Annotated in this window: 15 protein-coding genes; 13 read left to right on the top strand and 2 right to left on the bottom strand. The window is 42.5% G+C overall.

Annotation, left to right across the window (positions count from 1 at the left end):
* Positions 1-57 precede the first annotated feature (57 nt).
* From LA303_RS10905 to gyrB, 8 genes are all read left to right on the top strand, one after another.
* On the top strand, positions 58-381 hold the full coding sequence (locus LA303_RS10905) for a NifB/NifX family molybdenum-iron cluster-binding protein (RefSeq protein ID WP_240525427.1): 324 nt from the start codon (positions 58-60) through the stop codon (positions 379-381).
* A 73-nt stretch (positions 382-454) separates the two neighbouring features.
* Complete coding sequence (locus tag LA303_RS10900; protein ID WP_240525426.1) at positions 455-736, top strand: pyrimidine/purine nucleoside phosphorylase; 282 nt, start codon at positions 455-457, stop codon at positions 734-736.
* Between the two features lie 15 nt (positions 737-751).
* Positions 752-1,066 (top strand): tetratricopeptide repeat protein, encoded by a 315-nt coding sequence (locus LA303_RS10895; RefSeq protein ID WP_240525425.1) that lies wholly within the window; start codon positions 752-754, stop codon positions 1,064-1,066.
* 12 nt (positions 1,067-1,078) lie between these two features.
* Complete coding sequence (locus tag LA303_RS10890; RefSeq protein WP_240525424.1) at positions 1,079-1,738, top strand: class I SAM-dependent methyltransferase; 660 nt, start codon at positions 1,079-1,081, stop codon at positions 1,736-1,738.
* An 11-nt stretch (positions 1,739-1,749) separates the two neighbouring features.
* Entirely contained in the window at positions 1,750-3,399 is a 1,650-nt protein-coding gene (locus LA303_RS10885) for a dipeptidase (protein ID WP_240525423.1), read from the top strand.
* A gap of 151 nt (positions 3,400-3,550) precedes the next feature.
* Entirely contained in the window at positions 3,551-6,607 is a 3,057-nt protein-coding gene (locus LA303_RS10880) for a tetratricopeptide repeat protein (RefSeq protein ID WP_240525422.1), read from the top strand.
* Entirely contained in the window at positions 6,607-8,391 is a 1,785-nt protein-coding gene (locus LA303_RS10875) for a TonB-dependent receptor (RefSeq protein ID WP_240525421.1), read from the top strand. Before LA303_RS10880 ends, LA303_RS10875 begins: the two co-directional genes overlap by 1 nt.
* 125 nt (positions 8,392-8,516) lie before the next feature.
* A complete protein-coding gene (gene gyrB / locus LA303_RS10870; protein WP_240525420.1) occupies positions 8,517-10,475 on the top strand; it encodes a DNA topoisomerase (ATP-hydrolyzing) subunit B in 1,959 nt (652 codons plus the stop codon).
* A 70-nt stretch (positions 10,476-10,545) separates the two neighbouring features.
* Here gyrB and pckA read toward each other — a convergent pair whose 3' ends face one another.
* A complete protein-coding gene (gene pckA, locus LA303_RS10865) occupies positions 10,546-12,153 on the bottom strand; it encodes a phosphoenolpyruvate carboxykinase (ATP) (RefSeq protein ID WP_240525419.1) in 1,608 nt (535 codons plus the stop codon).
* Positions 12,154-12,592: 439 nt separating this feature from the next.
* Here pckA and LA303_RS10860 point away from each other — a divergent pair, with 439 nt between their 5' ends.
* The 5 genes from LA303_RS10860 (at position 12,593) to rpsA (ending at position 20,021) form a co-directional block, all read left to right on the top strand.
* Positions 12,593-14,047 carry a MiaB/RimO family radical SAM methylthiotransferase gene (locus LA303_RS10860; RefSeq protein WP_240525418.1) on the top strand — a complete coding sequence of 485 codons (1,455 nt, stop codon included), beginning with the start codon at positions 12,593-12,595 and terminating at the stop codon, positions 14,045-14,047.
* Positions 14,044-15,339 (top strand): tRNA (N(6)-L-threonylcarbamoyladenosine(37)-C(2))-methylthiotransferase MtaB, encoded by a 1,296-nt coding sequence (gene mtaB, locus LA303_RS10855; RefSeq protein WP_240525417.1) that lies wholly within the window; start codon positions 14,044-14,046, stop codon positions 15,337-15,339. Before LA303_RS10860 ends, mtaB begins: the two co-directional genes overlap by 4 nt.
* Before the next feature lie 91 nt (positions 15,340-15,430).
* Positions 15,431-15,685: a 30S ribosomal protein S20 gene (gene rpsT, locus LA303_RS10850; RefSeq protein ID WP_240525416.1), complete on the top strand. Its 255-nt coding sequence runs from the start codon at positions 15,431-15,433 to the stop codon at positions 15,683-15,685.
* A gap of 199 nt (positions 15,686-15,884) precedes the next feature.
* Positions 15,885-17,768 carry a DNA polymerase III subunit gamma/tau gene (locus tag LA303_RS10845; protein ID WP_240525415.1) on the top strand — a complete coding sequence of 628 codons (1,884 nt, stop codon included), beginning with the start codon at positions 15,885-15,887 and terminating at the stop codon, positions 17,766-17,768.
* Between the two features lie 234 nt (positions 17,769-18,002).
* Positions 18,003-20,021 (top strand): 30S ribosomal protein S1, encoded by a 2,019-nt coding sequence (gene rpsA, locus LA303_RS10840; protein ID WP_240525414.1) that lies wholly within the window; start codon positions 18,003-18,005, stop codon positions 20,019-20,021.
* A 140-nt stretch (positions 20,022-20,161) separates the two neighbouring features.
* Here the strand turns inward: rpsA and LA303_RS10835 are convergent, their stop codons facing one another.
* A complete protein-coding gene (locus LA303_RS10835; protein WP_240525413.1) occupies positions 20,162-22,231 on the bottom strand; it encodes a T9SS type A sorting domain-containing protein in 2,070 nt (689 codons plus the stop codon).
* Between the last annotated feature and the right edge of the window lie 46 nt (positions 22,232-22,277).

Raw genomic sequence — 22,277 nt, 5'->3', positions numbered from 1 at the left:
TATTGTTAGTGAAATAAATAATAAAATATATTTGTTAATCAATAAAAAATAAAAACGATGAAAATATTAATTGCAGCCAAAAGAGAAGGATGGGATGCTCCTGTGAGCGACCGTTTTGGACGGGCTCCGGGATTTAGCCTTTATGATGATGCCACCGGTGAACTTACGTGGCATTCCAACGAAGAAAACAAACAAGCCGAACATGGTGTAGGTATCCAGGCAGCACAGCTTGCCGCTACGCTGGGCGCTGATATGGTAATTACCGGAGGGAATTTCGGCCCCAAGGCTGGTGAAGTACTTCAGAAAACGGGAGCCAAACTGGTAGATTATGCCGGTGATATTACCGTGAAGCAAGCCGTGGAGAAATATAAAAAGCGTTAAAATGTCCGGATGACTTGATTCGTATGGATTTTTCCGCTATATTTACCACTGCTAATCATAAAAATCAAGCCTTATGTTTCATTTGAGAAAATATCATGGCGAGCGCGTCCAGTCATTGACTTACGACGACGGAAAAAATCCTTTTTCCGTAGGGATTATCTCTCCGGGAGAATACGAATTTGGTGCCATAAAAAAAGAAGTGACTACGGTAACTTCGGGCATTATCAGCGTGTGGATTGAAGGGGAAGAGCAATGGAAAGATTACAAACCTTTCGAAACATTTACTATCCCCGATCACAAAAATTTTAAATACAAAGTAAACGAAACAAGTTCGTATATTTGCTTCTATAAATAATTAATTCCGGAAGAATTGGAAAAAGGAGCGAAGTTAAATCAGTTTCAGAATGTCGAAGGTGAAAAAGCCATTCTTGAAGCTGTAAATGAACTGAATAAAATGATTGAGGCTCAGCCTGACGATGAAGGTCTGTACTTTGTCCGGGCTGAGCTTTTTTATAAACTGAACCGGTACGGCGAAGCCATGAACGATTACCGGAAGGTAACTGAACTGAATCCTGAAAATAAAGAAGCCGCCGGGAAAATTGATCTGCTGAAAACCATTTTGCGTTATCACAATACGGATATTTATGCCAGCACCAATACCAATATGGATCCCTGGCTCGAATAAATTTTTAATACGATGAAAAAATTATATCCCGAATCGGGCGTTGAACTGAACCCGTTTATTTCCAAACATTACGACACACTGATGAACCTGCTCTCTTTTGGCAAATACAAAGGGTTTATTCATCGGGCTATTAAGGATATGCAAATTCAGAAAGAAGATGCAATTCTGGATTTTGGCTGTGGTACAGGACGCAATGCCTGTTTGATGATGCAATATCTGAGTGACAAAGGTTTTATTACCGGTCTGGATATCTCCGAAGCAATGGAAGTACAGTTCAAGAAAAACTGCAGCCGTTATCCCAATACTGAGTTTTTGAACCATCGCATCGATCTGCCTTTTCAGCTGGATAAAAAATATGATAAGGTTTTTATCAGTTTTGTGCTTCACGGTTTCCCGCAGAATATCCGCGAAAACATTATTCAAAATGCGTTTAATCATTTGAAACCGGGGGGAACGTTCAATATTCTTGATTTTGCTGAATTCGACATGAATGCCATGCCGTTTTATTACCGGATTCCTTTTCAGAAAGGAGAATGTCCGTATGCTTTCGATTTTATTGAACGTGATTTAAAGCAAATGCTTTCCGGTTTTGGCTTTGATGATTTTAAAGAGCATCTTTATTTCAAAAAATATGCCCGGTTGATGGTGGCCCGGAAGCCGGAAAAATCTTAATACGCTGAAAAATGATAAAAAAAGTACACGCCCTGATTTTTCTCTTTTTCTTTTTTCTTACTGCGGAACCTGCTATCCAGGCTTGTACTGTGATTGCGGTGGGGAAAAAAGCATCTGCCGATGGTTCGGTCATTATTTCGCAAACCGATAATGGAGATGATTGCCGCATTCGTGTGGTGCCGGCCATGGATTTTCCGGCCGGAGCCATGATTCCGGTTTACTGGGGAATTCAAAATGTACGGCAGCCGCTGGATAGTTACGGCGATACGTTGGGATTTATTCCGCAGGTGCGGCATACGTATCAATATTTTCATTCGGCTTATTCGCATATGAATGAGCATCAGCTGGCCATTGCTGAAAGTACGACCAGTATGCGGGCCGAATTGCATTTCGACCGGACAAAAAACAAACAAATCATGACGGCGGAGCAGGCGATGATTTTTGCCCTGCAACGTTACACCAAAGCTCGTGATGCGGTGAAATTCATCGGTCATCTGATGGAGAAGTATGGTTTTCTGCCTTCGGATTTTGGAGAATCGGAAACGCTGGTCGTAGCCGATCCAAACGAAGCCTGGGTTTTTGAAGTGGTGGCCGTAGGCCCCGGATGGGATCCTAAATCGGGGAAACCCGGAGCAATTTGGGCTGCCGAGCGGATTCCGGATGATAAAGCCCTTGTCATTCCCAACTGGTTGATCATTAAGCAAATCAACATAAAAGATACGGCCAATTTTATGGCTTCTCCCAATTACAAAAGCTTTGCCATCAAAAAAGGATGGTATAACCCGAAATCGGGCGAACCTTTTGTGTGGCAAAATGTGTATGCTCCCATTCCGCGCGAATGGGCTACCGATCGTTTTTGGCTGTTTTACAGTACGGTAGCGCCTCATTATCGTCATTGGCCTCCGCGCCGGACCAATAATCCTTACGGTGGGCTGGACGATTATCATCAGTATGTGGAGCCGCTCTCCATTTATCCTTTTGCCATCAAGCCGGAAAAAAAGATTTCCGTACGGGATGTAATGGCTTTTCAGCGCTCGGTATATCACGGTACCATTTACGACATGAGTAATGTTCCCCAGTGGTATGTGCCCGGAAAAGACGGAAAAATGGAAAAAAGTCCGCTGGCGACTCCTTTTCCGACAACCGCTATGCGGAAATTGCTGAAGATCAACAATCGTCGTAATGTGGCCAAAGGCGGATACGGCATGATTGCCCAGCTGCGGTCGTGGTTGCCCGATGCCATTGGCGGGGTGTATTGGGTTTATGAAGATAACCAGCATACCGGAATGTATGTGCCGTTGTATTGTGGGATTACATCGGTAAATCCGAAACTGAAAACCTATAATCCGGATAAATACAGCCCGCAATCACTGAAATGGGCTATCGATTTTGTGGATAACCTGCTTTATCTTCGTTGGCAGGATGCTTATCGCGATGTGGTAAAAGCCCGTACTCCGCTCGAAAATAAAATTTTTGCCGACCAACCGGCAGTTGAAAAAGAAGCTTTGGCTTTGTATAAAAAACATCCGAAAAAAGCACGGGAATATCTTACCCGTTATTCGGCAAAAGTGACGGATGAGATTTTTGACCTTTATACCGCATTGCGATTTGAACTGCTTGAAAAATACACCAACAACAAGCAGGGCATTAATTTTCAGTAAATTTAATCGGTTAGGCCAATATTTCTTCCTCTTGCAGGATAACATTTTAGCGCTTCAAACGTTTCACTAATGCATGTTGATAAGTTGTGCATGCATTGAGGAGACGAAAACGACTTCTCCTTACTTTTATTCAAAATTTAGTACTATCCGAATGAATCGTAATCTTCGAAAAGCCGTTGTTTTCTTTTTGTTTCTTACCGGGATTTTGCAGGGTATCCGGGCGCAGGAAACCGATTTTTACCGTGCTCCGGCTGATATTTACCGTAAAGCGGTGGAGTTGTACCGGCAAGCCAATTACGGAGCTGCCGAAAAGATGTTTGATTGGTATGTGAGCCGGTTGCCTGAGAAACAAAACCTGAAAGCCGAAAATGCAGCTTATTATGCAGCAGATTGTGCCGTGAAACTACAGGAAAATGATGCGATGGTACGTTTAAGCCGTTTCATCAGCCAATATCCGGAAAGTGTCTGGATGCCTTCGGTGAAATTTTCCATGGCCGTGGCGTATTTTCGTAATCGCCGATATAGTCAAACACTGAAAGTCCTTCAGCAGATTTCATATAACAAGCTGAATAAGCAACAACAATATCATTACGATTATTTGAAAGGTTATTGTTTGTTAAAGCGGAACAAAACGGATGAAGCACTTCGGCTGTTTCGTAAGGTGATGCATACCCAAAGTCCGTTTGCTGCCCCGGCAGCATATTACTATGGTTATGCTCAGTTGGAAATGAAAAATAATAGTCAGGCGCTTCAGGCTTTTTTGCTGATCAAAGATGATCCGCGTTTTCGGAAAACGGTTCCGTTATATTTGATGCAGTTATATTATCAGCAAAAGGAATATAAAAAAGTAATTTCTGTGGGACAGCAGTTGTTGCCTCATGCCCGGTATAACCAAAAGGCTATGGTAAATCGTTTGATTGCCAACAGTTATTATAAATTGAATCGTTATGCCGAAGCATTGCCTTATTATACCCAATATGTTAAAGAAGCGCGAAGTACTATTGCGCCGGAAGAATCCTATCGGATAGGAATTACTTTTTATGAAAACGGAAAATATGCCGAAGCACTTTATTATTTTCAGCGGGCGGTAGATGCCGGAGGCGAAATCGCCCAGAATGCCTGGTATCATCTGGGGATTTGTTATCAGAAGACCGCACAAATACAAGCTGCCCAGAATGCTTTTGTTTCGGCTTTTCAGGCCAATCCGGCTAATGAAACAGGTGCCGAAGCGTTGTTGGCTTATGCCCGGCTTACCATACGGAATAAAGGTGATCAGAATCATGACGCCATTGCATTGGTACAACAATTTGTGAACAATCCGGAAGTGCCGGAAAATCGCAGGTCCGAAGCGGCAGCTTTATTGGCCCGGCTTTTTGTGAATACACATAATAACATGGCGGCGCTTTCTTCGATCGAAAAATCGGGAGTAAAACAGAAAAGCCTGCAGATTGCTTATCAAAAACTGGCTTTTACCCAGGCCGTTGATTTTTATACCCAGCGACAGTTTTCAAAGGCATTGGTTTATTTTAAAAAAGCGGCTCGCTACAACAGTGATGCCGATATAAAACGGCGCAGTCTTTACTGGCAGGCTTCCTGTTATTACAATCTCGGGCAATATGGCACCGCTATTCGTATGTATAAATACTTTTTGACATCGCGGGGAGCTGTTTCGTCTTCGTTGTATATTCCGGCTTATTACGATTTGGCTTATGCCTATTTCAAACAAAAAAATTATTCGCAGGCGATCGTTTGGTTCAAAAGGTTTTTAAGCCAGCCTTATGATAATCCGACCATGCGGGCAGATGCCAAATTGCGAATTGCGGATAGTTATACGCTATTGGAAAATTACAAGCAAGCGATTCCGTGGTATCGTAAAGTGGTGAGTGCCGGAGCGCGTAATGCAGATTATGCTTTGTACGAAGAAGCGTTTTGTTATGGGGCAGAGGGAGCGTTTTCCAAAAAAGTACAAGTCTTGCAGCAGCTGGTGCAGCGCTATCCCCGATCGCCTTATTATGCACGGGCACTTTACGATTTGGCTACCACTTATGCCAGTTCATTGAATCGTCCCCGTCAGGGAATTGTCTACTTTCAACGTATTGTCAAAGAAAGACCCGCCAGCTCTTATGCCCGGATGGCCCGGGTGAAAATGGGATTGCTTTATTATAAAAACAACCAGTATGATAAGGCGATCCGGCAATTAAAGGCGGTTATTGCAGCTTATCCGGCTTCGGGTGAAGCGCGTGTGGCACTCAGTACACTCGAGAGCATTTATAAAGACAAAGGCGATCCGGCGGCTTATTTTGCCTATGCCCGTACGCTGAGTTTTGTCCAGATATCCAAAAGCCAGGAAGATTCGCTGACGTTTTCGGTAGGAGAAGATGCTTTTCTTTCAGGAAATTGTCCGAAAGCTGAAAAAGCATTGGAGAATTATCTGAAACAATTCCCGCAGGGCGGATTTAAAGTTAAAGCCTGGCATTATCTTGGGCAATGTTATGCCCGTCAGAAAGATACGGTAATGGCTTTGAAATATTTTGATAAGATTATTCAATGGCCGGTTAATGATTTTACTTTGCCTGCGCTGGTAAAAGCAGCCCGGATGGAATATGCCCGGAAAGATTTTAAAAAGGCCGCGGAAAATTACCGGAAGGTGCAGAAGATGGCAGAAGATCCGTCGTTGAAACTGGAAGCGGTAGACGGACAAATGCGGGCTGCTTATCTCTCGGGCAATGAAACGCTTGCAGCAAAAGCAGCCGCTGAAATATTACGGATGCCCGAAGTGAGTGAAGATCAAACGATTTATGCTCATTTTGTGTTGGCTAAAGCGGCCTGGAAAAGTGGAAAATGGAAGACGGCCCAACGTGAATTTGCCATTACCGATAAGCTGAGCAAAGATTATCGCGGAGCAGAATCAAAATATTATCTCGCTCTTCTTCAGTATAAAAACAAAAATTACGATGCCGCCGAGAAATTAATTTATGCTTTGTCTGATCAATATCCCGGAGAAGTTTACTGGGTGGCTAAAGGTTTTATTTTGTTGGCTGATGTATATGTGGCCCGGGGAAATATTTTCCAGGCCAGGGAAACGCTAAAAAGTATTATTGCCAATTATCCGGGGAACGATTTGAAACAAGTAGCCCGTAAAAAACTGGCTGCTTTGCCTGCCGTGAAATCAACAGGCTCTACAAAACAAAACAAAAACAAAAAATAATGACGGTAAGTGTTTTTCAAAATCGAAATATTTTGATGCCGGTGCTGGGGCTTCTGTTTTTTGTAGCTTCTTCGGCCCGGGCCCAGAACCATGCGGATACATTAAGACAAAAACACAACGAAAGTGTGGTGATTTACGGAAGTAGTCGTCCGCGGACAGGTACTGCTCTGAAAGTGGAAAGAAAACCCGAGGTTCCTTCCCTTGCTTTTCCGTCAAGTCCAGTTTCTTCTTCCTTTTTTGATAAAAAAGTGCCTACTGTTTTGCAGCTTCAGCCGGTAAAACCGCTGACACATATACCGGTAGCTGAAAAATTATCTGTTTGGAATAACTTATTGACGCTGGGGTTGGGAAGCCGTATCAGTCCGCTGATGGAATATTACTATTCCGGAGGGAAAGCAAAACGGTACCGGTTAACGGTAGATTTACGGCACCACTCGTCCTTTTTGAATATTAAAGATTATTTGCCTTCTCCTTATACGGATTCGAAAGCCGGAATCTGGTACGACCGTTTTTTCCGGTATCATATTTTGTCTTTTTCCGGCGGATATCAAATCCGGTCTAACCGCTATTACGGATACAATACGGCTGGTGATACTTTGGATTACGATACCAAAGATCCGAACCTAAAACAGTATTATCAGAAAGCTTCTTTTGGGGTGCAGTTTGCCAGTGCTTATCGCACCAACTATAAGTTACATCATTTTTTCCGGGCAGATGCGTATTATCTTTCTGATAAGCACGGCATGTCAGAAACCTATGCCGGTTTTCAGTTCGATTTGCACAAAAGTTTTAAAGTAACCAACATTTTTAATCATCAGCAACTGGGTACGGAAGGTGGGTTCTGTTATTATCAAAACGAAGCGGATGAATTACCGGAAGGTTACCGCTCGGAGGAAGATTATTTTGCCCGTTTCATGCCCTATTTTGATGCCCGTTACGGAATGTTTTCTTTTAAAGCCGGGTTTAATTTCCAGTGGCTTAAGCAGCAGAGTGACAAGTTACATTTCTATCCTTATTTGCATGTTAATGTGAATGTAGCACCGGGGGTATTTTCTTTTTTCGCCGGTGTGGACGGTGGGCTAAACAAAAATTCGCTGGACAAAATGAGCCGGGAGAATCCGTTTCTTTCTTCCATGCAGAAAGATTTCCGGTGGGAGAATACCAAATTTGAAGCCTTTGGCGGCTTCCGCGGCAATATTGCCCGGCGTTTTGGTTTTGAATTCCGTACCGGATATCGTTCGTTTTCCGATATGGCCTATTTCAATCATGATATTTCCCTGAATATTGGCCCGCTTTTTTACACCAACAGCAACGGGGAATATATTGCGTTTAAAAATGCTTATATGGTTTATTATACTTCCGGACATGTGCTGGATTTGAGCGGTAGTCTGACTTATGGAAATGTTCCGGGTTTGGATGTGTGGCTGAAAGGAACGTATCATCAATATTCGCTTGACGATACGGAACATCCGTTATATAAGCCGTTATTTGAGATGCAAATGGGAGTGTCTTATGAGTTGAAAAAAATAAAACCCTGGTTTGAAGTGAATTATATGGCCGAGCGCTGGGCCGAAACCTATCAGTGGAATATCTATTATCCGGAAGATCCTTATTACCGTTTATCGCGTTATTTGGATGTAAACATCGGAGCCGATTATCTTATCGACAAACAACTGTCCGCTTTTATCCGGGTAACCAACCTGCTGAATAAACAATATTTTCGTTATGATGGATATCCGGTAGTTGGCTTGGAAGTTATGGCAGGAATCCGATACCGGTTTTAACGCTTTTTATTTGCGTTAACGGTTGATAACTTTAGGCTTTGGCTGGATGAAAAACGTAAATTAAAACGGGTTTTTTCGTACTTTTGCCTGTTTAAAGGGAGAATTTTTCCAAAGGATAGAAAATTATGACAGACGAACAGAAAAACGCAGCTAATCAGTATGATGCCAGTAATATTACGGTACTGGAGGGCTTGGAAGCCGTACGAAAACGTCCGGCGATGTATATTGGCGATATCAGTGAAAGAGGACTTCATCACCTGGTTTACGAAGTGGTGGATAATTCCATTGATGAAGCCATGGCCGGTTATTGCGATGAAATTTTTGTTACCATTCATAAAGACAATTCCATTACGGTTTCTGATAACGGACGTGGAATTCCTACCGGCATACACGAAAAGGAAAACCGTTCGGCTCTTGAAGTTGTAATGACCGTATTGCATGCCGGTGGAAAGTTTGACAAAGGTTCTTATAAAGTTTCCGGCGGATTGCATGGCGTAGGGGTAAGCTGTGTGAATGCGCTTTCTACCCGGATGATTGCTACCATCTATCGCGAAGGGAAAATATTCCATCAGGAATACGAAAGAGGAAAACCGCTGGAACCGGTAAAAGTAATTGGCGAAACGGATAAAACCGGAACAGAAATTCATTTTATTCCGGATAATACCATTTTTACGGCCACAACGTACAGCTTTGATGTGCTTTCTACCCGTTTGCGCGAGCTGGCTTTCCTGAATAAAGGTATTCGTCTTACACTTACCGACGAACGGCAAACAGATGAGAACGGAAATCCTCTTCAGCAGGTTTTTTACTCGGAAAACGGGTTGGTCGATTTTATTGAGTATCTGGATGAAAATCGCGAAGCACTGATCCCGGAAGTTATTTCCATGGAAGGCGTGAAAAATGGGATTCCCATTGAAGTCGCCATGAAATACAATACATCGTTTACCGAGAATCTCCATTCGTATGTAAATAATATCAATACGCATGAGGGCGGAACGCACCTTTCCGGATTTCGCAGGGCGCTTACCCGGACGTTAAAAAGTTATGCTGAAAAGTCGGGGATGCTGGCCAAGTTAAAGTATGATATCAATGGCGATGATTTCCGCGAAGGATTAACCGCGGTGATTTCGGTAAAAGTGGCGGAACCGCAGTTTGAAGGACAAACCAAAACAAAACTGGGAAACTCTGAAGTAATGGGTGCTGTGGATCAGATGTTGAGCGAACATTTGGCCATTTATCTGGAAGAACATCCCAAGGAAGCCAAAACCATTGTACAAAAAGTGATTTTGGCCGCTACGGCCCGTCATGCTGCACGGAAAGCCCGGGAATTGGTACAGCGGAAAAATGTATTGACAGGCTCCGGTTTGCCCGGTAAGTTGTCAGATTGTTCCGAACGCGACCCGCAAGTATCCGAAATTTACCTTGTGGAGGGTGATTCGGCCGGTGGAACCGCTAAACAGGGGCGTGACAGACGTTTTCAGGCGATTCTTCCCTTGCGGGGAAAAATTCTGAACGTGGAAAAAGCATTGCCTCACCGGATTTTTGAAAGTGAAGAGATAAAAAATATTTATACCGCTCTTGGGGTGCATTTGGGAACAGAAGAAGACAGCAAAGCATTGAATATCGAGAAACTGCGTTACCATAAAATTATCATCATGACCGATGCTGATGTGGATGGTAGCCATATTGCTACGCTGATTTTGACTTTCTTTTTCCGTTACATGCGCGAATTGATTGAGCGCGGGTATGTTTACATTGCCACACCGCCGCTTTATTTGATCCGGAAAGGAAAAACAGAACGTTATTGCTGGACCGAGGAAGAAAGAGCCCAGATTGTGAGTGAGCTTTCTACCGACGGAACGGATAAGGGAATTCATATTCAGCGATACAAAGGTCTTGGTGAAATGAACGCCGAACAGCTTTGGGCCACAACGATGGATCCGGCCCGCCGTACTTTGCGGCAGGTTACCATCGAAAACGGTTCGGAAGCCGATCATGTCTTTTCCATGTTGATGGGAGATGATGTGCCGCCACGGAGAGCTTTCATTGAAGCCAATGCAAAATATGCCAATATTGATGCTTAGGCATTGAGTTTATTATAAAACAAAAGGCTGCCTACAAGGCAGCCTTTTGTTTTGTGACCAGGAAAGGTTGTTAGGGGAGTTGTGGTCCGGCGGCCACCAGACGTTGTCCCTCTTCGGTATCGGTATACTTTTTAAAGTTCTCAATAAACCGTGAAGCCAGGTCTTTGGCTTTTTCTTCCCATTCCGAAGGATTGCTGTAAGTATCGCGCGGATCAAGAATATCCGGATCGACATTAGGAAGGGCCGTGGGCACTTCAAGGTTAAAAATGGGAATGGTTTTGGTTTCTGCTTTTTCAATGGAACCATCCAGAATGGCATCAATGATGGCGCGGGTGTCTTTGATGGAGATTCGTTTGCCGGTTCCGTTCCAGCCCGTATTTACAAGATAAGCTTTCGTATTATTTTGCTCCATCTTTTTTACCAGCTCTTCACCGTATTTTGTGGGGTGAAGCGACAGGAAAGCCTCTCCAAAACAGGCCGAGAAAGTCGGTTGCGGACTGGTAACTCCCCGCTCGGTACCGGCCAGTTTGGCGGTAAATCCGGATAAGAAGTGGTATTTTGTCTGCTCTTTGGTCAGCTTGGAAACCGGAGGTAAAACACCAAAAGCATCTGCACTCAGGAAAATAACCTTTTCGGCGTGTCCGCCGCGTGAAACCGGTTTTACAATGTTTTTGATGTGGTAAATCGGATAAGAAACCCGTGTGTTTTGGGTAACCGAATCGTCATCAAAATCAATTTTTCCATTTTCATCCACCGTAACATTTTCAAGTAAAGCATTGCGTTTGATGGCATTATAAATATCGGGTTCTGCTTCTTTGTCGAGATGGATTACCTTGGCATAACAACCGCCTTCGAAATTAAATACTCCGTTGTCATCCCATCCGTGTTCGTCATCACCGATGAGCAACCGTTTCGGGTCGGTGGAAAGGGTGGTTTTTCCGGTGCCGGATAAGCCGAAAAAGATGGCGACATCGCCTTTTTTTCCCATGTTGGCCGAACAGTGCATCGAAGCCATTCCTTTTAACGGCAGATAGTAGTTCATCATGGCAAAAATGCCTTTTTTCATTTCACCGCCATACCAGGTTCCGCCGATAACCTGCATTCTTTCGGTCAGATTAAATGCCGTATAGACTTCTGAATTCAGGCCGTGTTCCTTCCATTTTTTATTGACCGTTTTCGATGCATTCAGGACTACAAAATCAGGTTCACCGTAATTTTCCAGTTCTTCTTCCGTAGGCCGGATAAACATATTTTTTACAAAATGGGCCTGCCAGGCTACTTCGGTGATAAAACGGACTTTCATCCGCGATGCTTTATCTGCACCGCAAAAACTATCCATTACAAAAAGTCTTTTTCCCGAGAGCTGACGTGCTGAGGTTTCTTTCAGGTCTTTCCAGATTTCAGGTGAAATGGGCTTGTTATCATTGGGTGAAATCGGATTGTTCCACCAGATGGTATCCCGGGTAACGTCATCCATGACAATGTATTTGTCTTTTGGTGACCGTCCCGTAAAAATGCCGGTCATTACATTGACGGCTCCCAGTTCGGTAACCTGCCCTTTTTCATACCCCTCTAAACCGGGTTTGGTTTCTTCTTCAAAAAGTGTTTCATAAGACGGATTATGTAAAATTTCTTTTACATCATGAATTCCGTATTGGTTTAACGCTGATCTTTCCATAAGATTAATGATATTAATGATAAATTTTTTGTGCTAAGATATGGATAAATGAAACATAGTGCATATTAAATTTATTTGAAATGAAGAAAATTGTGAAAAATTCACGATTGTGATTTGTCGGATGGTATTTTTTTATTGTCCGGCAGAATGCATCATATTTCAAGTATTCCATTCTCCTATTTCAACGGTTAAACGTGTTATCTATTGCTTCTGTGATAAGGAAGAATTTTAAGTTTGTATAGCGGTTTTGAAACGGATTAATCATCAAGAGACTTTGATTCAGTTTGTAATTTGCTTTCTAAAGGGTAATTCAGGTATAATATGTACTTTTGCACTCCCCAAACGGATTTCTGAATAACCGGTAGAACAAGGTTTGAAAAATTTGAATATTGGCCGGTATAACGGAATCATTTTGACGGGAATAGCACAAGAAAGAAACATGAAATATTTTATTTTACAGTTGGGATGCCAGATGAACATTTCGGATGGCGAAAGAGTACAGCGGGTGCTGGATGAAATGGGTTTTGAGCCAACCGATAGGGAAGAGGAAGCCAATTTGTTGGGGGTTATTGCCTGTTCGGTGCGGCAAAAAGCCATCGATAAAGTGTATTCCCGTATTCAGAAATGGAACCGGTGGAAAAATAAAAAAAACCTGATCACCTTTGTTACCGGTTGCGTTTTGCCGGCTGACCGTGAAAAATTCCTGAAGCAGTTCGATTTGGTATTTACCATGAATGAATTGCCCGAATTGCCCACCATGATTCATCAGTATGGTATCGTAACACCCGCCGGAATGCAGGCGATGGATAAAGGGCTGCAGGAAATGGAATGGCCCGAAAAAGAAAGCCGGAATGAAGCGGCTTTTCGGATGAAAAAAGCGGCTTTGCCCGTGGAAACGGAAAAAGAAAAACATCCCGAGAAGGGCATTGAAGAATTCTGGCACATCACCCCAAAATATGGTTCGGGATGGGAAGCGTATATTCCTATCCAAAACGGATGTAATAAATTTTGTACGTATTGTGCGGTTCCTTATACCCGGGGACGTGAAGTATCGCGTCCTTCCGGTGAAATTATGGACGAATTGCGCCATTTGGTGGAAAATGGATATAAAAGCATTACCCTGCTGGGGCAGAATGTCAATTCTTACGGACTGGATAAAAAAGGAGAAGAAGTCTCTTTTGCCGAGCTTTTGCAAATGATTGGCGAGTTTGGAAACCAGAGAAAAGAGAAATTTTGGGTCTATTTTACTTCGCCGCATCCGCGGGATATGACCGATGAAGTAATTGAAGTAATTGCCCGGTATCCTTGTCTGGCCAAACAAATTCATTTGCCCATACAATCGGGTGATGATGCCATGTTGGTACGGATGAACCGGAAACATACGGTGGAACGGTACCGTCATATTGTGCAAACCATTCGCCGGTTGATTCCTGAAGCGACGCTGTTTACCGATATTATTGTCGGTTTTACCGGCGAAACGGAAGAACAGATTGAAAATACCCGTCGGGCGATGGAAGAATTTCAATACAACATGGCTTATATCGCACAATATTCACCCCGACCGGGCGCAGTGAGTTCGCGTTGGGCCGATGATATCCCAAAAGAAGTGAAAAAAGCCCGTTATCATATGCTTACTGAAGAACTGATGAAGCATTCGCTGGCTTATAATCAAAGTTTAATCGGAAAAACGATGACCGTTTTGGTGCGTGGGAAAGACCGGAAAAACGGTTACCTGTCGGCATTGACCGAAGGGAAACTGATTGTGCGTTTTGCTTCGGATGATGAAAAACTCATCGGACAGTTTGTACAGGTGAAAATACATAGTGCTGCTTCTTTTTCGATGGAAGGAGACTTGGTTGCTGTTGAAAAATCGGAACCGGTAAACAGAAGATGATGAAGAAAAAAATTGCTTTTAAAACACTGGGGTGCCGGTTAAATTTATTTGAAACGGATGCACTGATTTCAGAATTCACCCAAATGGACTACGAAGTCGTTGACTTTTCGGAAGATGCCGATGTGTATGTGGTAAATACCTGCACGGTAACCAACCAAAGTGACCGGAAGTCAAAACAGGTGATGAATCAGGTTTTCCGGAAACATCCGGAAGCGTTAAAGATTGTAACAGGCTGTATGGCTACCAATTACAAGGAGAGCCTGGAAGAGGGGGAAAAAGTCGATTTTGTTGTGGATAATGACCATAAATCGGCCATTCCTTCTTTGGTGGAAGCCTGGACACAGGGTGAAGTGGTGACACCCGACCGTTTTGAAAAAGATCTTTTTGGTTATGAAGCGGCAAAGACCACGTTACACACGCGTAGCCTGATTAAGATTCAGGATGGCTGTAATAATTTCTGCACGTATTGTATTATTCCTAAAGTTCGTGGCCGGGCAACCAGTCGGCCGGTAGCTGATGTGCTTGAAAACATCCGTCAGGTCGTGGAATTTGGGTTTAAAGAAGTGGTGCTGACCGGAGTGAATATTGGCCGGTATCAAGATGGAGATACTGATTTTGAACAATTGGTGGAAAAGATCCTGGAGCTTCCGGGTGATTTCCGGTTGCGAATTTCTTCCATGGAGCCGGACGGCTTTACCGAGAGTTTTTTCCGTTTGTTTTCTCATCCCAAACTTGCTCCGCATTTGCATTTGTGTTTGCAAAGTGGTTCGGAAACGATTTTAAAACGGATGCGACGCATGTACACCGCACAATTGTTTGAAGAAATGGTGGCTGAAATCCGCCGGCGCTATCCTGATTTCCATTTGACCACTGACATTATTGTCGGATTTCCGGGTGAAACGGAAGCCGATTTTCAGGAAAGTGTAGCCATGGCCAAACGATTACAGTTTGGACATATCCATACGTTTAAATACAGCATACGGAAAGGAACCCGTGCAGAACGTATGCCCGATCAGATTCCGGAAAAAGAAAAAAACCGTCGTTCTGCAATTATTCGCAGCCTGTCGGATGAAATGAAACTGCGTTACCGGAAATCATGGATTGGCAAAGAACAGACTGTACTTATCGAACAATTCAATGAAGAAGGTTTTGCTTTGGGTTATGGTGAACATTATATTCCGGTTCTTATCCAGCAAAAGGGGTTGGAACACAATCGGTTTTACCGGGTAAGGCTTACCGGTGTCGTTTTGTTGGACGAACCGGTGTTGACCGGAGAGATAAAAACAGAATAAATATGAAAAAAAGATAGAAAGTCTTTTTTATATTAAAAGTTTATTTAATTTTGCAGCCCCAAAAGGAATTATAAAAACAATAATTAGAATTATGGCTAATCATAAATCAGCTCTCAAAAGAATCAGACAAAACGAAAAGAGAAGAGTGCATAATCGTTACTATGCCAAAACAGTACGTAATGCAGTGAAGAAATTCAGAGCACTGACCGACCCAAAAGAAGCTGCCGAGCAGATGCCCAGACTGTATGCAATGATTGACAAACTGGCAAAGAAAAAAATTATTCATAAGAACAAAGCGGGCAATCTGAAATCAAAGATTACCAAACATGTGAATAAATTGGCCTAAAAGAAAAAATCTGTTACCATAATAGGAATCCGGGTATTAACCAATGCCCGGATTTTTTGTTTTTACCCAGTTGCTTTGCCCGTGCATAAAAGATGAATGCTGGTTTTCCACAGCAAGAAAAATCATCGGGTTTTGTTTGGATTATCTTTTGGTACAAAGTTTAATTTCTTACTTTTGACTTCCCAAATCCGGATTGTTTATGGAGAACTATATTGTTTCAGCACGAAAATATCGTCCGTCTACTTTTGCGCAGGTTGTAGGGCAGGATGCCATTACTTCTACCTTGAAAAATGCCATTGTTACCGGACATTTGGCACAGGCTTTTCTTTTTACCGGTCCGCGTGGAGTGGGAAAAACAACCTGTGCCCGCATCATGGCAAAAACCATTAACTGTCTGAATCCAACCCCTGACGGTGAGCCGTGTAACGAATGTGAATCGTGCCGTGCGTTTAATGAAAATGCCTCTTTTAATATTCATGAACTGGATGCCGCTTCCAATAACTCAGTAGATGATATCCGGAATCTGGTCAATCAGGTACGTATTCCGCCTCAATCAGGAAAATACAAAGTGTACATTATTGATGAGGTACACATGCTCTCTACTGCGGCTTTTAATGCTTTTTTAAAAACGCTGGAGGAGCCTCCGTCATATGCTAAATTTATTCTGGCGACCACCGAAAAACATAAAATTATACCCACTATTCTTTCGCGTTGTCAGATTTTTGATTTTCGCCGTATTCAGGTGGAAGACATTGCCAATCATTTGGCTTTTGTTGCCCGCAATGAGGGAATTGAAGCGGAGGAAGAAGCGTTGCATGTTATTGCCCAAAAAGTGGACGGCGCTTTGCGCGATGCCCTTTCGACCTTCGATCAGATTGTAAGTTACAGCGGGAAAAAAATTACGTACAAAGATGTTATCGAGAATCTGAATATCCTGGATTATGAATATTATTTCCGGGTTACCGATGCATTGCTAAAAGGAGAATTCACCGCGCTTTTACTTATTTTGGATGAAATCCTGCAAAACGGTTTTGACGGACAGGATTTTTTAAGCGGGTTAAATGACCATTTTCGGAATCTGCTGGTTGCAAAGAATAAAACAACCGCCAAATTACTGCAAACCAGTCCGGCACTCCGGAAACATTACGAAGAGCAAGCCGCTCGCTGTAGTACAGCCTTGCTTTTTCAGGCACTTGACATTTGTAATCAATACGATTTGGATTATAAATCAAGTAACAATAAGCGGTTGCATGTGGAGATTGCGCTTACCCGCCTGAGTACACTGGCCAAAGGAATGCCATCGGTAACCGAAGAACAGACGGTTTCTGTTTCCACTGAGAAGCCGCCGGTTTATGAAAAAACGGTTACGCCGTCTCCGGAAAAAGTTCCTGTTGCCGGAAAAGAAGAAAAACCGGTCATGCCACAGGAAAAACAACCGGTTTCTTCCGATTTGTCTGAACCTAAAGAAGAGCCGCCTGTTGAAAAAACAGTTCCTCCCCAAGTGTCTGTTGAAAAGGACAAAAAAACTCCGGAACCCGCTCCTCAGGAGAAAACTTTTACGCCTCCGACAACCCAAAAAACGACCAAGCCGGCAACAGAAAATGGGGCTTCTGTAGGGGCAAAACGCAGCAGTATGCGTAATATCTCAATTAAAGAAACCCTTCAGGCTTTGAGAGCAAAAGAGAATGGGAAAAAAGAAGGAGACGAACCGGTAATTGCCACGCCTTTTTCGCAGGAAAAACTGGAAACGGTATGGCAACAATTTGTTGAAAGTTACAAAAGCCGGTCGCCCAGTTTTGCACTTACGCTTTCAAAGGGAAATCCGGTGGTAAAAGAGAATTTCCGGATTGAATATCATGTCCCCAATATTGTAATCAAAGAAGACAAGCTCAATGTCAATGTTCTGCTTGATTTTTTGAAAAAAGAACTCAACAATAACCAAATTACGCTTGATGCCATTGTGGATACGCAGATGGTAAAAAAAGAAGCTTATACTGATCGTGAACGTTTTGAGAAGCTTTCCAAAGAATATCCTGTGTTAAACCAGTTAAAAGATAAGCTGGATCTGGAATTTGGTTTTTAACGATAATTATTTGATTGTCAGTTTGTTTTTGTCGGGTATGTCCGTAAAAATAAAAAATGGAATCCGGCTTAAAATTTAAAAGAAAAATTCCTAATTTTGCAGCCTTGTTTTAAAAGGTCCGAGGTTGGCGTAAAGTTTTATTCGTCAATTTTTTAAAACAAGTAAAAAGTATGGTTTAACCCGTTTCATTTTCACAAGTATCGGACGGTTGAAATGAAACACAAGTTATTTTTAATGTCAGATAACGAAAAAAACATCAACGAAACTCCCGAAAAGGAAGCTCCCGTAGATGAAACTAAAGCAGCAGAAGTAAAAAAAGAAGAAGTAACTGCTGAAGAACCCCAAAAAGAAGAAGTTGCCGCAGAAGAAACGGCAGCAGAAAAAGCCGAAGAGCCTAAAGCTGAACCCGTTGCACAACCGGAAGCAGAAGTAAAAGAAGCTCCGGCCGAAGAAGCAAAAACGGAAGAAAAAGCGGAAAAAACCGCCGAACCGGAAGAGTTCGACTGGGATGCGCTGAACACCAAACAAGACAGCTATTCCAAAGAAGAACGGGCTAAGTTGGAAGAAGTTTATTCCAAAACACTCAGCTCGATTACCGAACACGAGGTGATTGAAGGAAAAGTGGTTTCTATCAATTCCCGTGAAGTAGTCGTTAACATTGGCTATAAATCGGATGGTGTGCTTCCTTATAACGAATTTCGTTACAACCCCGATTTAAAAGTGGGTGATACGGTAGAAATTTATGTTGAGAATCAGGAAGATGCCTCTGGCCAGATGATTCTTTCTCATAAAAAAGCCCGTATCCTGAAATCGTGGGAACGTATTAACGAAGCATACGAAAAAGAAGAGATTATTAACGGTTATGTAAAAAGCCGTACCAAAGGTGGTTTGATTGTTGATGTATTTGGCATTGAAGCTTTCCTCCCCGGTTCACAGATTGATGTGAAACCCATCCGCGATTACGATGTGTTCGTGAATAAAACCATGGAATTCAAAGTGGTGAAAATCAATCAGGAGTACAAGAATGTGGTGGTTTCGCACAAAGCATTGATCGAAGAAGAACTGGAAGCTCAGAAAGTAGAAATTATTGCCAAGCTCGAAAAAGGACAGGTTCTGGAAGGAACTGTCAAAAACATTACCTCTTACGGTGTATTTATTGACCTGGGTGGTGTGGACGGTTTGATCCATATTACTGACCTTTCATGGGGCCGGATTAATCATCCTTCTGAAGTAGTAGAACTTGACCAGAAACTGAAGGTGGTTATTCTTGACTTTGACGAAAACAAAAAACGGATTGCCCTTGGTCTGAAACAGTTAACCCCGCATCCGTGGGATTCGCTGGATCCGAACCTGAAAGTAGGCGACAAAGTAAAAGGAAAAGTAGTGGTGATTGCCGATTACGGTGCTTTCATCGAAATTTCTCCCGGAGTGGAAGGACTGATCCATGTTTCGGAAATGTCATGGTCGCAGCATCTGCGTACTGCTCAGGATTTCCTGAAAGTAGGCGACGAAGTGGAAGCTGTGATTTTAACACTCGACCGCGAAGAGCGTAAAATGTCGTTGGGTATGCGTCAGCTGATTCCGGATCCGTGGAAAAATATTCGCGACCGTTATCCGGTAGGTTCCAAACATACTGCTACTGTTCGTAATTTCACCAACTTCGGCATTTTTGTTGAGATTGAAGAAGGTGTGGATGGTTTAATTCACATCAGCGACCTTTCCTGGTCGAAAAAAATCAAACATCCGGCCGAATTTACCAAAATCGGTGAAAAAATAGATGTGGTAGTTTTGGATGTAGACGAAGAAAACCGTCGTCTGAGCCTGGGACACAAACAACTCGAAGAAAATCCGTGGGATGTTTTCGAAACCGTCTTTACTCCAGGATCGGTTCATGAAGGTACTGTCATTAATGTTTTAGACCGGGGTGCTGTGGTTGCTTTGCCTTATGGTGTGGAAGGCTTTGTTCCTACCCGTCATATGAAAAAAGCCGACGGTACTTCCCTGAAAGTAGACGACAAAGTGGATTTCAAAGTCATTGAGTTTTCCAAAGACAATAAGAAAATCATTTTGTCGCATCTGGAAACCTATCAGGAACCGGAAAAACGGAAAGGTTCAGGCAAAGAAGATGTGAAGAGTACAAAACGTGCGGTGAAAAAATTGAACGAGAAACTGGAAAAAACCACACTCGGCGATTTGGACGTTTTGGCTAATCTGAAGTCAGACCTTGAAAAAGAAGAAAAGAAAAATAAATAATCATTATTCTTTTCGTCATAAAAAATCCCCTTCTTACCGGAAGGGGATTTTTTTATTGGAAGTCTTGATGTTTTAAGAGGTTGGGTTTGTCTATTTATACCAATTGTATTTTAAAATGTTCTTTTAGCGCATTTTGATTTTCAATCGGTATTATTTAGCAGCATCTTTTTTAAGATCTGTTTTTCTCCCACTTTAAGTACAACAAAATAGATTCCTGGTTTTTGATTTTTTGGGGTGAAAGTTATTTGATGTTCTCCCGGAAATTGTTCGCCATGGTACAAAACAGCTACTTTTTGTCCCAACATATTCAAAACCGTAAGCGTTACCGGTATTTTTGTTTTGCTTTCGGGTAATATGTAGGTAATGGTCGTCCGATTTTGGAAAGGGTTGGGGGCGTTTGATAAAGCAAAATCTTTTTGTTTTGTTGGTTCTGATATTCCGGTTAGTGATGTCTTAGAAGTATAAACACCGTTATTGGTTGTTCCGTAATAAAAATTTCCTTTGGAATCGAATGCCATGCACTGAACATTCTTGTTCGCGCTGCCCATGTCGATAGCTTGCCAACTGGCACAACTGTCAGATGAAAAATAGATTCCGGAAAGCGTGGACGCATAATATTTATTATCTGTTGTACGAATCAGATCGGTAACATACTTTTCGCCCATCCCGGTCTGACTTTCTGACCAGTTGTTGTAAAAGATATCATAGGTAAAGATTCCGTTGGAAGTGGCGGCATAAACATAATTTCCATGTTGAATTAAGCGAACAAAACGGAAATTTTTCAAAGAGTCTTGTGCAATATCTGTCCATGTTTTTCCTCCATCGTTTGAAGCATAAATACCTTGGTAGGTTCCGGCATAAATATTGTCATTATCGTCAGTCGTAATGCAGGTTATGGTGCCAAGATCATTGTCTTCGTTAAGCTTTGTCCACGTCAGCCCATTATCCGCTGACCGGTAAATTCCATCGGCAGTTGCTTTTAGCAGGTCTCCGTTTTTGTCAAAAACAAAATCATAAATTTGTTGTCCTGAATATTCTCGGTTAATAAACCATGTATGACCCTGATCGTTAGAGTAGTAAAGTCCGGTCATTGTTCCTGCGTAGATTTTTCCGTCGGTTGTTTGCAAGAATTTTGAAACGCGATCTTCAAAATCAATACCTACATCCATACGGAGAGTAGGTTCCCACGAAATTCCGTCGTCTTTAGTGCGTATGACTCCTCTTCCCGAGCTGATGAGTAGATAATTTTCCAGTGGTAATACAGCATAAACCGGTACTTCAGTAATACCTGTATTCGCTGTTCCCCAAGATGTTTGTCCGATTTCACAGGCATTTATCCCGTAAAGAGTAGCAGCATAAACGGAATCCGCCATGATACATACTGCAGGAACATAAGCTCCGAGCAGGCCAGTGTTAATTTGTTGCCAGTTATCGCCGCGGTTAGAAGAGTAATAAACGCCGCCGGCTGAGCCGAGAAAAATATGACCACCATCGTCAATGGTAATATCAAGGCAAGATTGATAAAGATTCAAATTTTCCCAGGTTTGGTCTTTTAAGTTATATCGAAAAACTCCGTTGTCACTTCCGGCAATGATCAGGCTGTCGGTCATATTTGCTCCAATAGTGTTAAGACTTCGGAATTCGGGCCAGCCATTTTCCAGTTTTTCCCAGGTTTCCCCTCCGTCATTAGACATCATGCGGTCTACAAAAACCGTCTCATTATTACAGGTAATGTGATATTTATAAGAAGAATAACCTAATGTAGTAACTTCAGAAAAAATAGTGTCACCGGCTTTGCCCTTGAAAAGACCTTCGCCTTGTACACTGACAAAAATTACTCCGGATGATAAAATGCCAATATCATTTACAACGCCATCAGTAAATCCTGTGATTTTGTTCCAATGGTCGGCCCTTCTTTCGTAAAGGCCATTGCTGGTACCTGCATAAATCTGATCTTTGGAATAGGCTACAATTTTATTGACTGTTAACCCGTCCAGTTCTTTCTCCCAGTGTTTTCCGTGATCTGATGAGCAGTAAATGCCAGTATTGGTTCCTGCATATAGAGTGACTGTTCCCACGTTGGCAATGGTATTTACGGTGCCTCCGTATAAATTTTTTAGCGATTGAAACTGGAAATTTTGGGAATAACTGTATGAGATGGTTATAAGAAAGAATATTACTGCAAAATACTTTTGTAGATATTTTTTCATAGTACCTCCTTTTTTAATAAAAAATATACTTATAAATCAAAGTGCT

The organism is Candidatus Sulfidibacterium hydrothermale, assembly GCF_020149915.1.
Classification (GTDB): Bacteria; Bacteroidota; Bacteroidia; order Bacteroidales; family F082; genus Sulfidibacterium; species Sulfidibacterium hydrothermale.
Note: the sequence above shows the minus strand (reverse complement) of the source record. Positions and strands in the feature narration are given on the sequence as shown.

Excerpts from the sequence above, each read along its gene's own strand:
- LA303_RS10905 (WP_240525427.1), top strand. The coding sequence starts at position 58 with ATGAAAATATTAATTGCAGCCAAAAGAGAAGGATGGGATGCTCCTGTG.
- LA303_RS10900 (WP_240525426.1), top strand. The coding sequence starts at position 455 with ATGTTTCATTTGAGAAAATATCATGGCGAGCGCGTCCAGTCATTGACT.
- LA303_RS10890 (WP_240525424.1), top strand. The coding sequence starts at position 1,079 with ATGAAAAAATTATATCCCGAATCGGGCGTTGAACTGAACCCGTTTATT.
- LA303_RS10885 (WP_240525423.1), top strand. The coding sequence starts at position 1,750 with ATGATAAAAAAAGTACACGCCCTGATTTTTCTCTTTTTCTTTTTTCTT.
- LA303_RS10880 (WP_240525422.1), top strand. The coding sequence starts at position 3,551 with ATGAATCGTAATCTTCGAAAAGCCGTTGTTTTCTTTTTGTTTCTTACC.
- LA303_RS10875 (WP_240525421.1), top strand. The coding sequence starts at position 6,607 with ATGACGGTAAGTGTTTTTCAAAATCGAAATATTTTGATGCCGGTGCTG.
- gyrB (WP_240525420.1), top strand. The coding sequence starts at position 8,517 with ATGACAGACGAACAGAAAAACGCAGCTAATCAGTATGATGCCAGTAAT.
- pckA (WP_240525419.1), bottom strand. The coding sequence starts at position 12,153 with ATGGAAAGATCAGCGTTAAACCAATACGGAATTCATGATGTAAAAGAA.
- LA303_RS10860 (WP_240525418.1), top strand. The coding sequence starts at position 12,593 with ATGAAATATTTTATTTTACAGTTGGGATGCCAGATGAACATTTCGGAT.
- mtaB (WP_240525417.1), top strand. The coding sequence starts at position 14,044 with ATGATGAAGAAAAAAATTGCTTTTAAAACACTGGGGTGCCGGTTAAAT.
- rpsT (WP_240525416.1), top strand. The coding sequence starts at position 15,431 with ATGGCTAATCATAAATCAGCTCTCAAAAGAATCAGACAAAACGAAAAG.
- LA303_RS10845 (WP_240525415.1), top strand. The coding sequence starts at position 15,885 with ATGGAGAACTATATTGTTTCAGCACGAAAATATCGTCCGTCTACTTTT.
- rpsA (WP_240525414.1), top strand. The coding sequence starts at position 18,003 with ATGTCAGATAACGAAAAAAACATCAACGAAACTCCCGAAAAGGAAGCT.
- LA303_RS10835 (WP_240525413.1), bottom strand. The coding sequence starts at position 22,231 with ATGAAAAAATATCTACAAAAGTATTTTGCAGTAATATTCTTTCTTATA.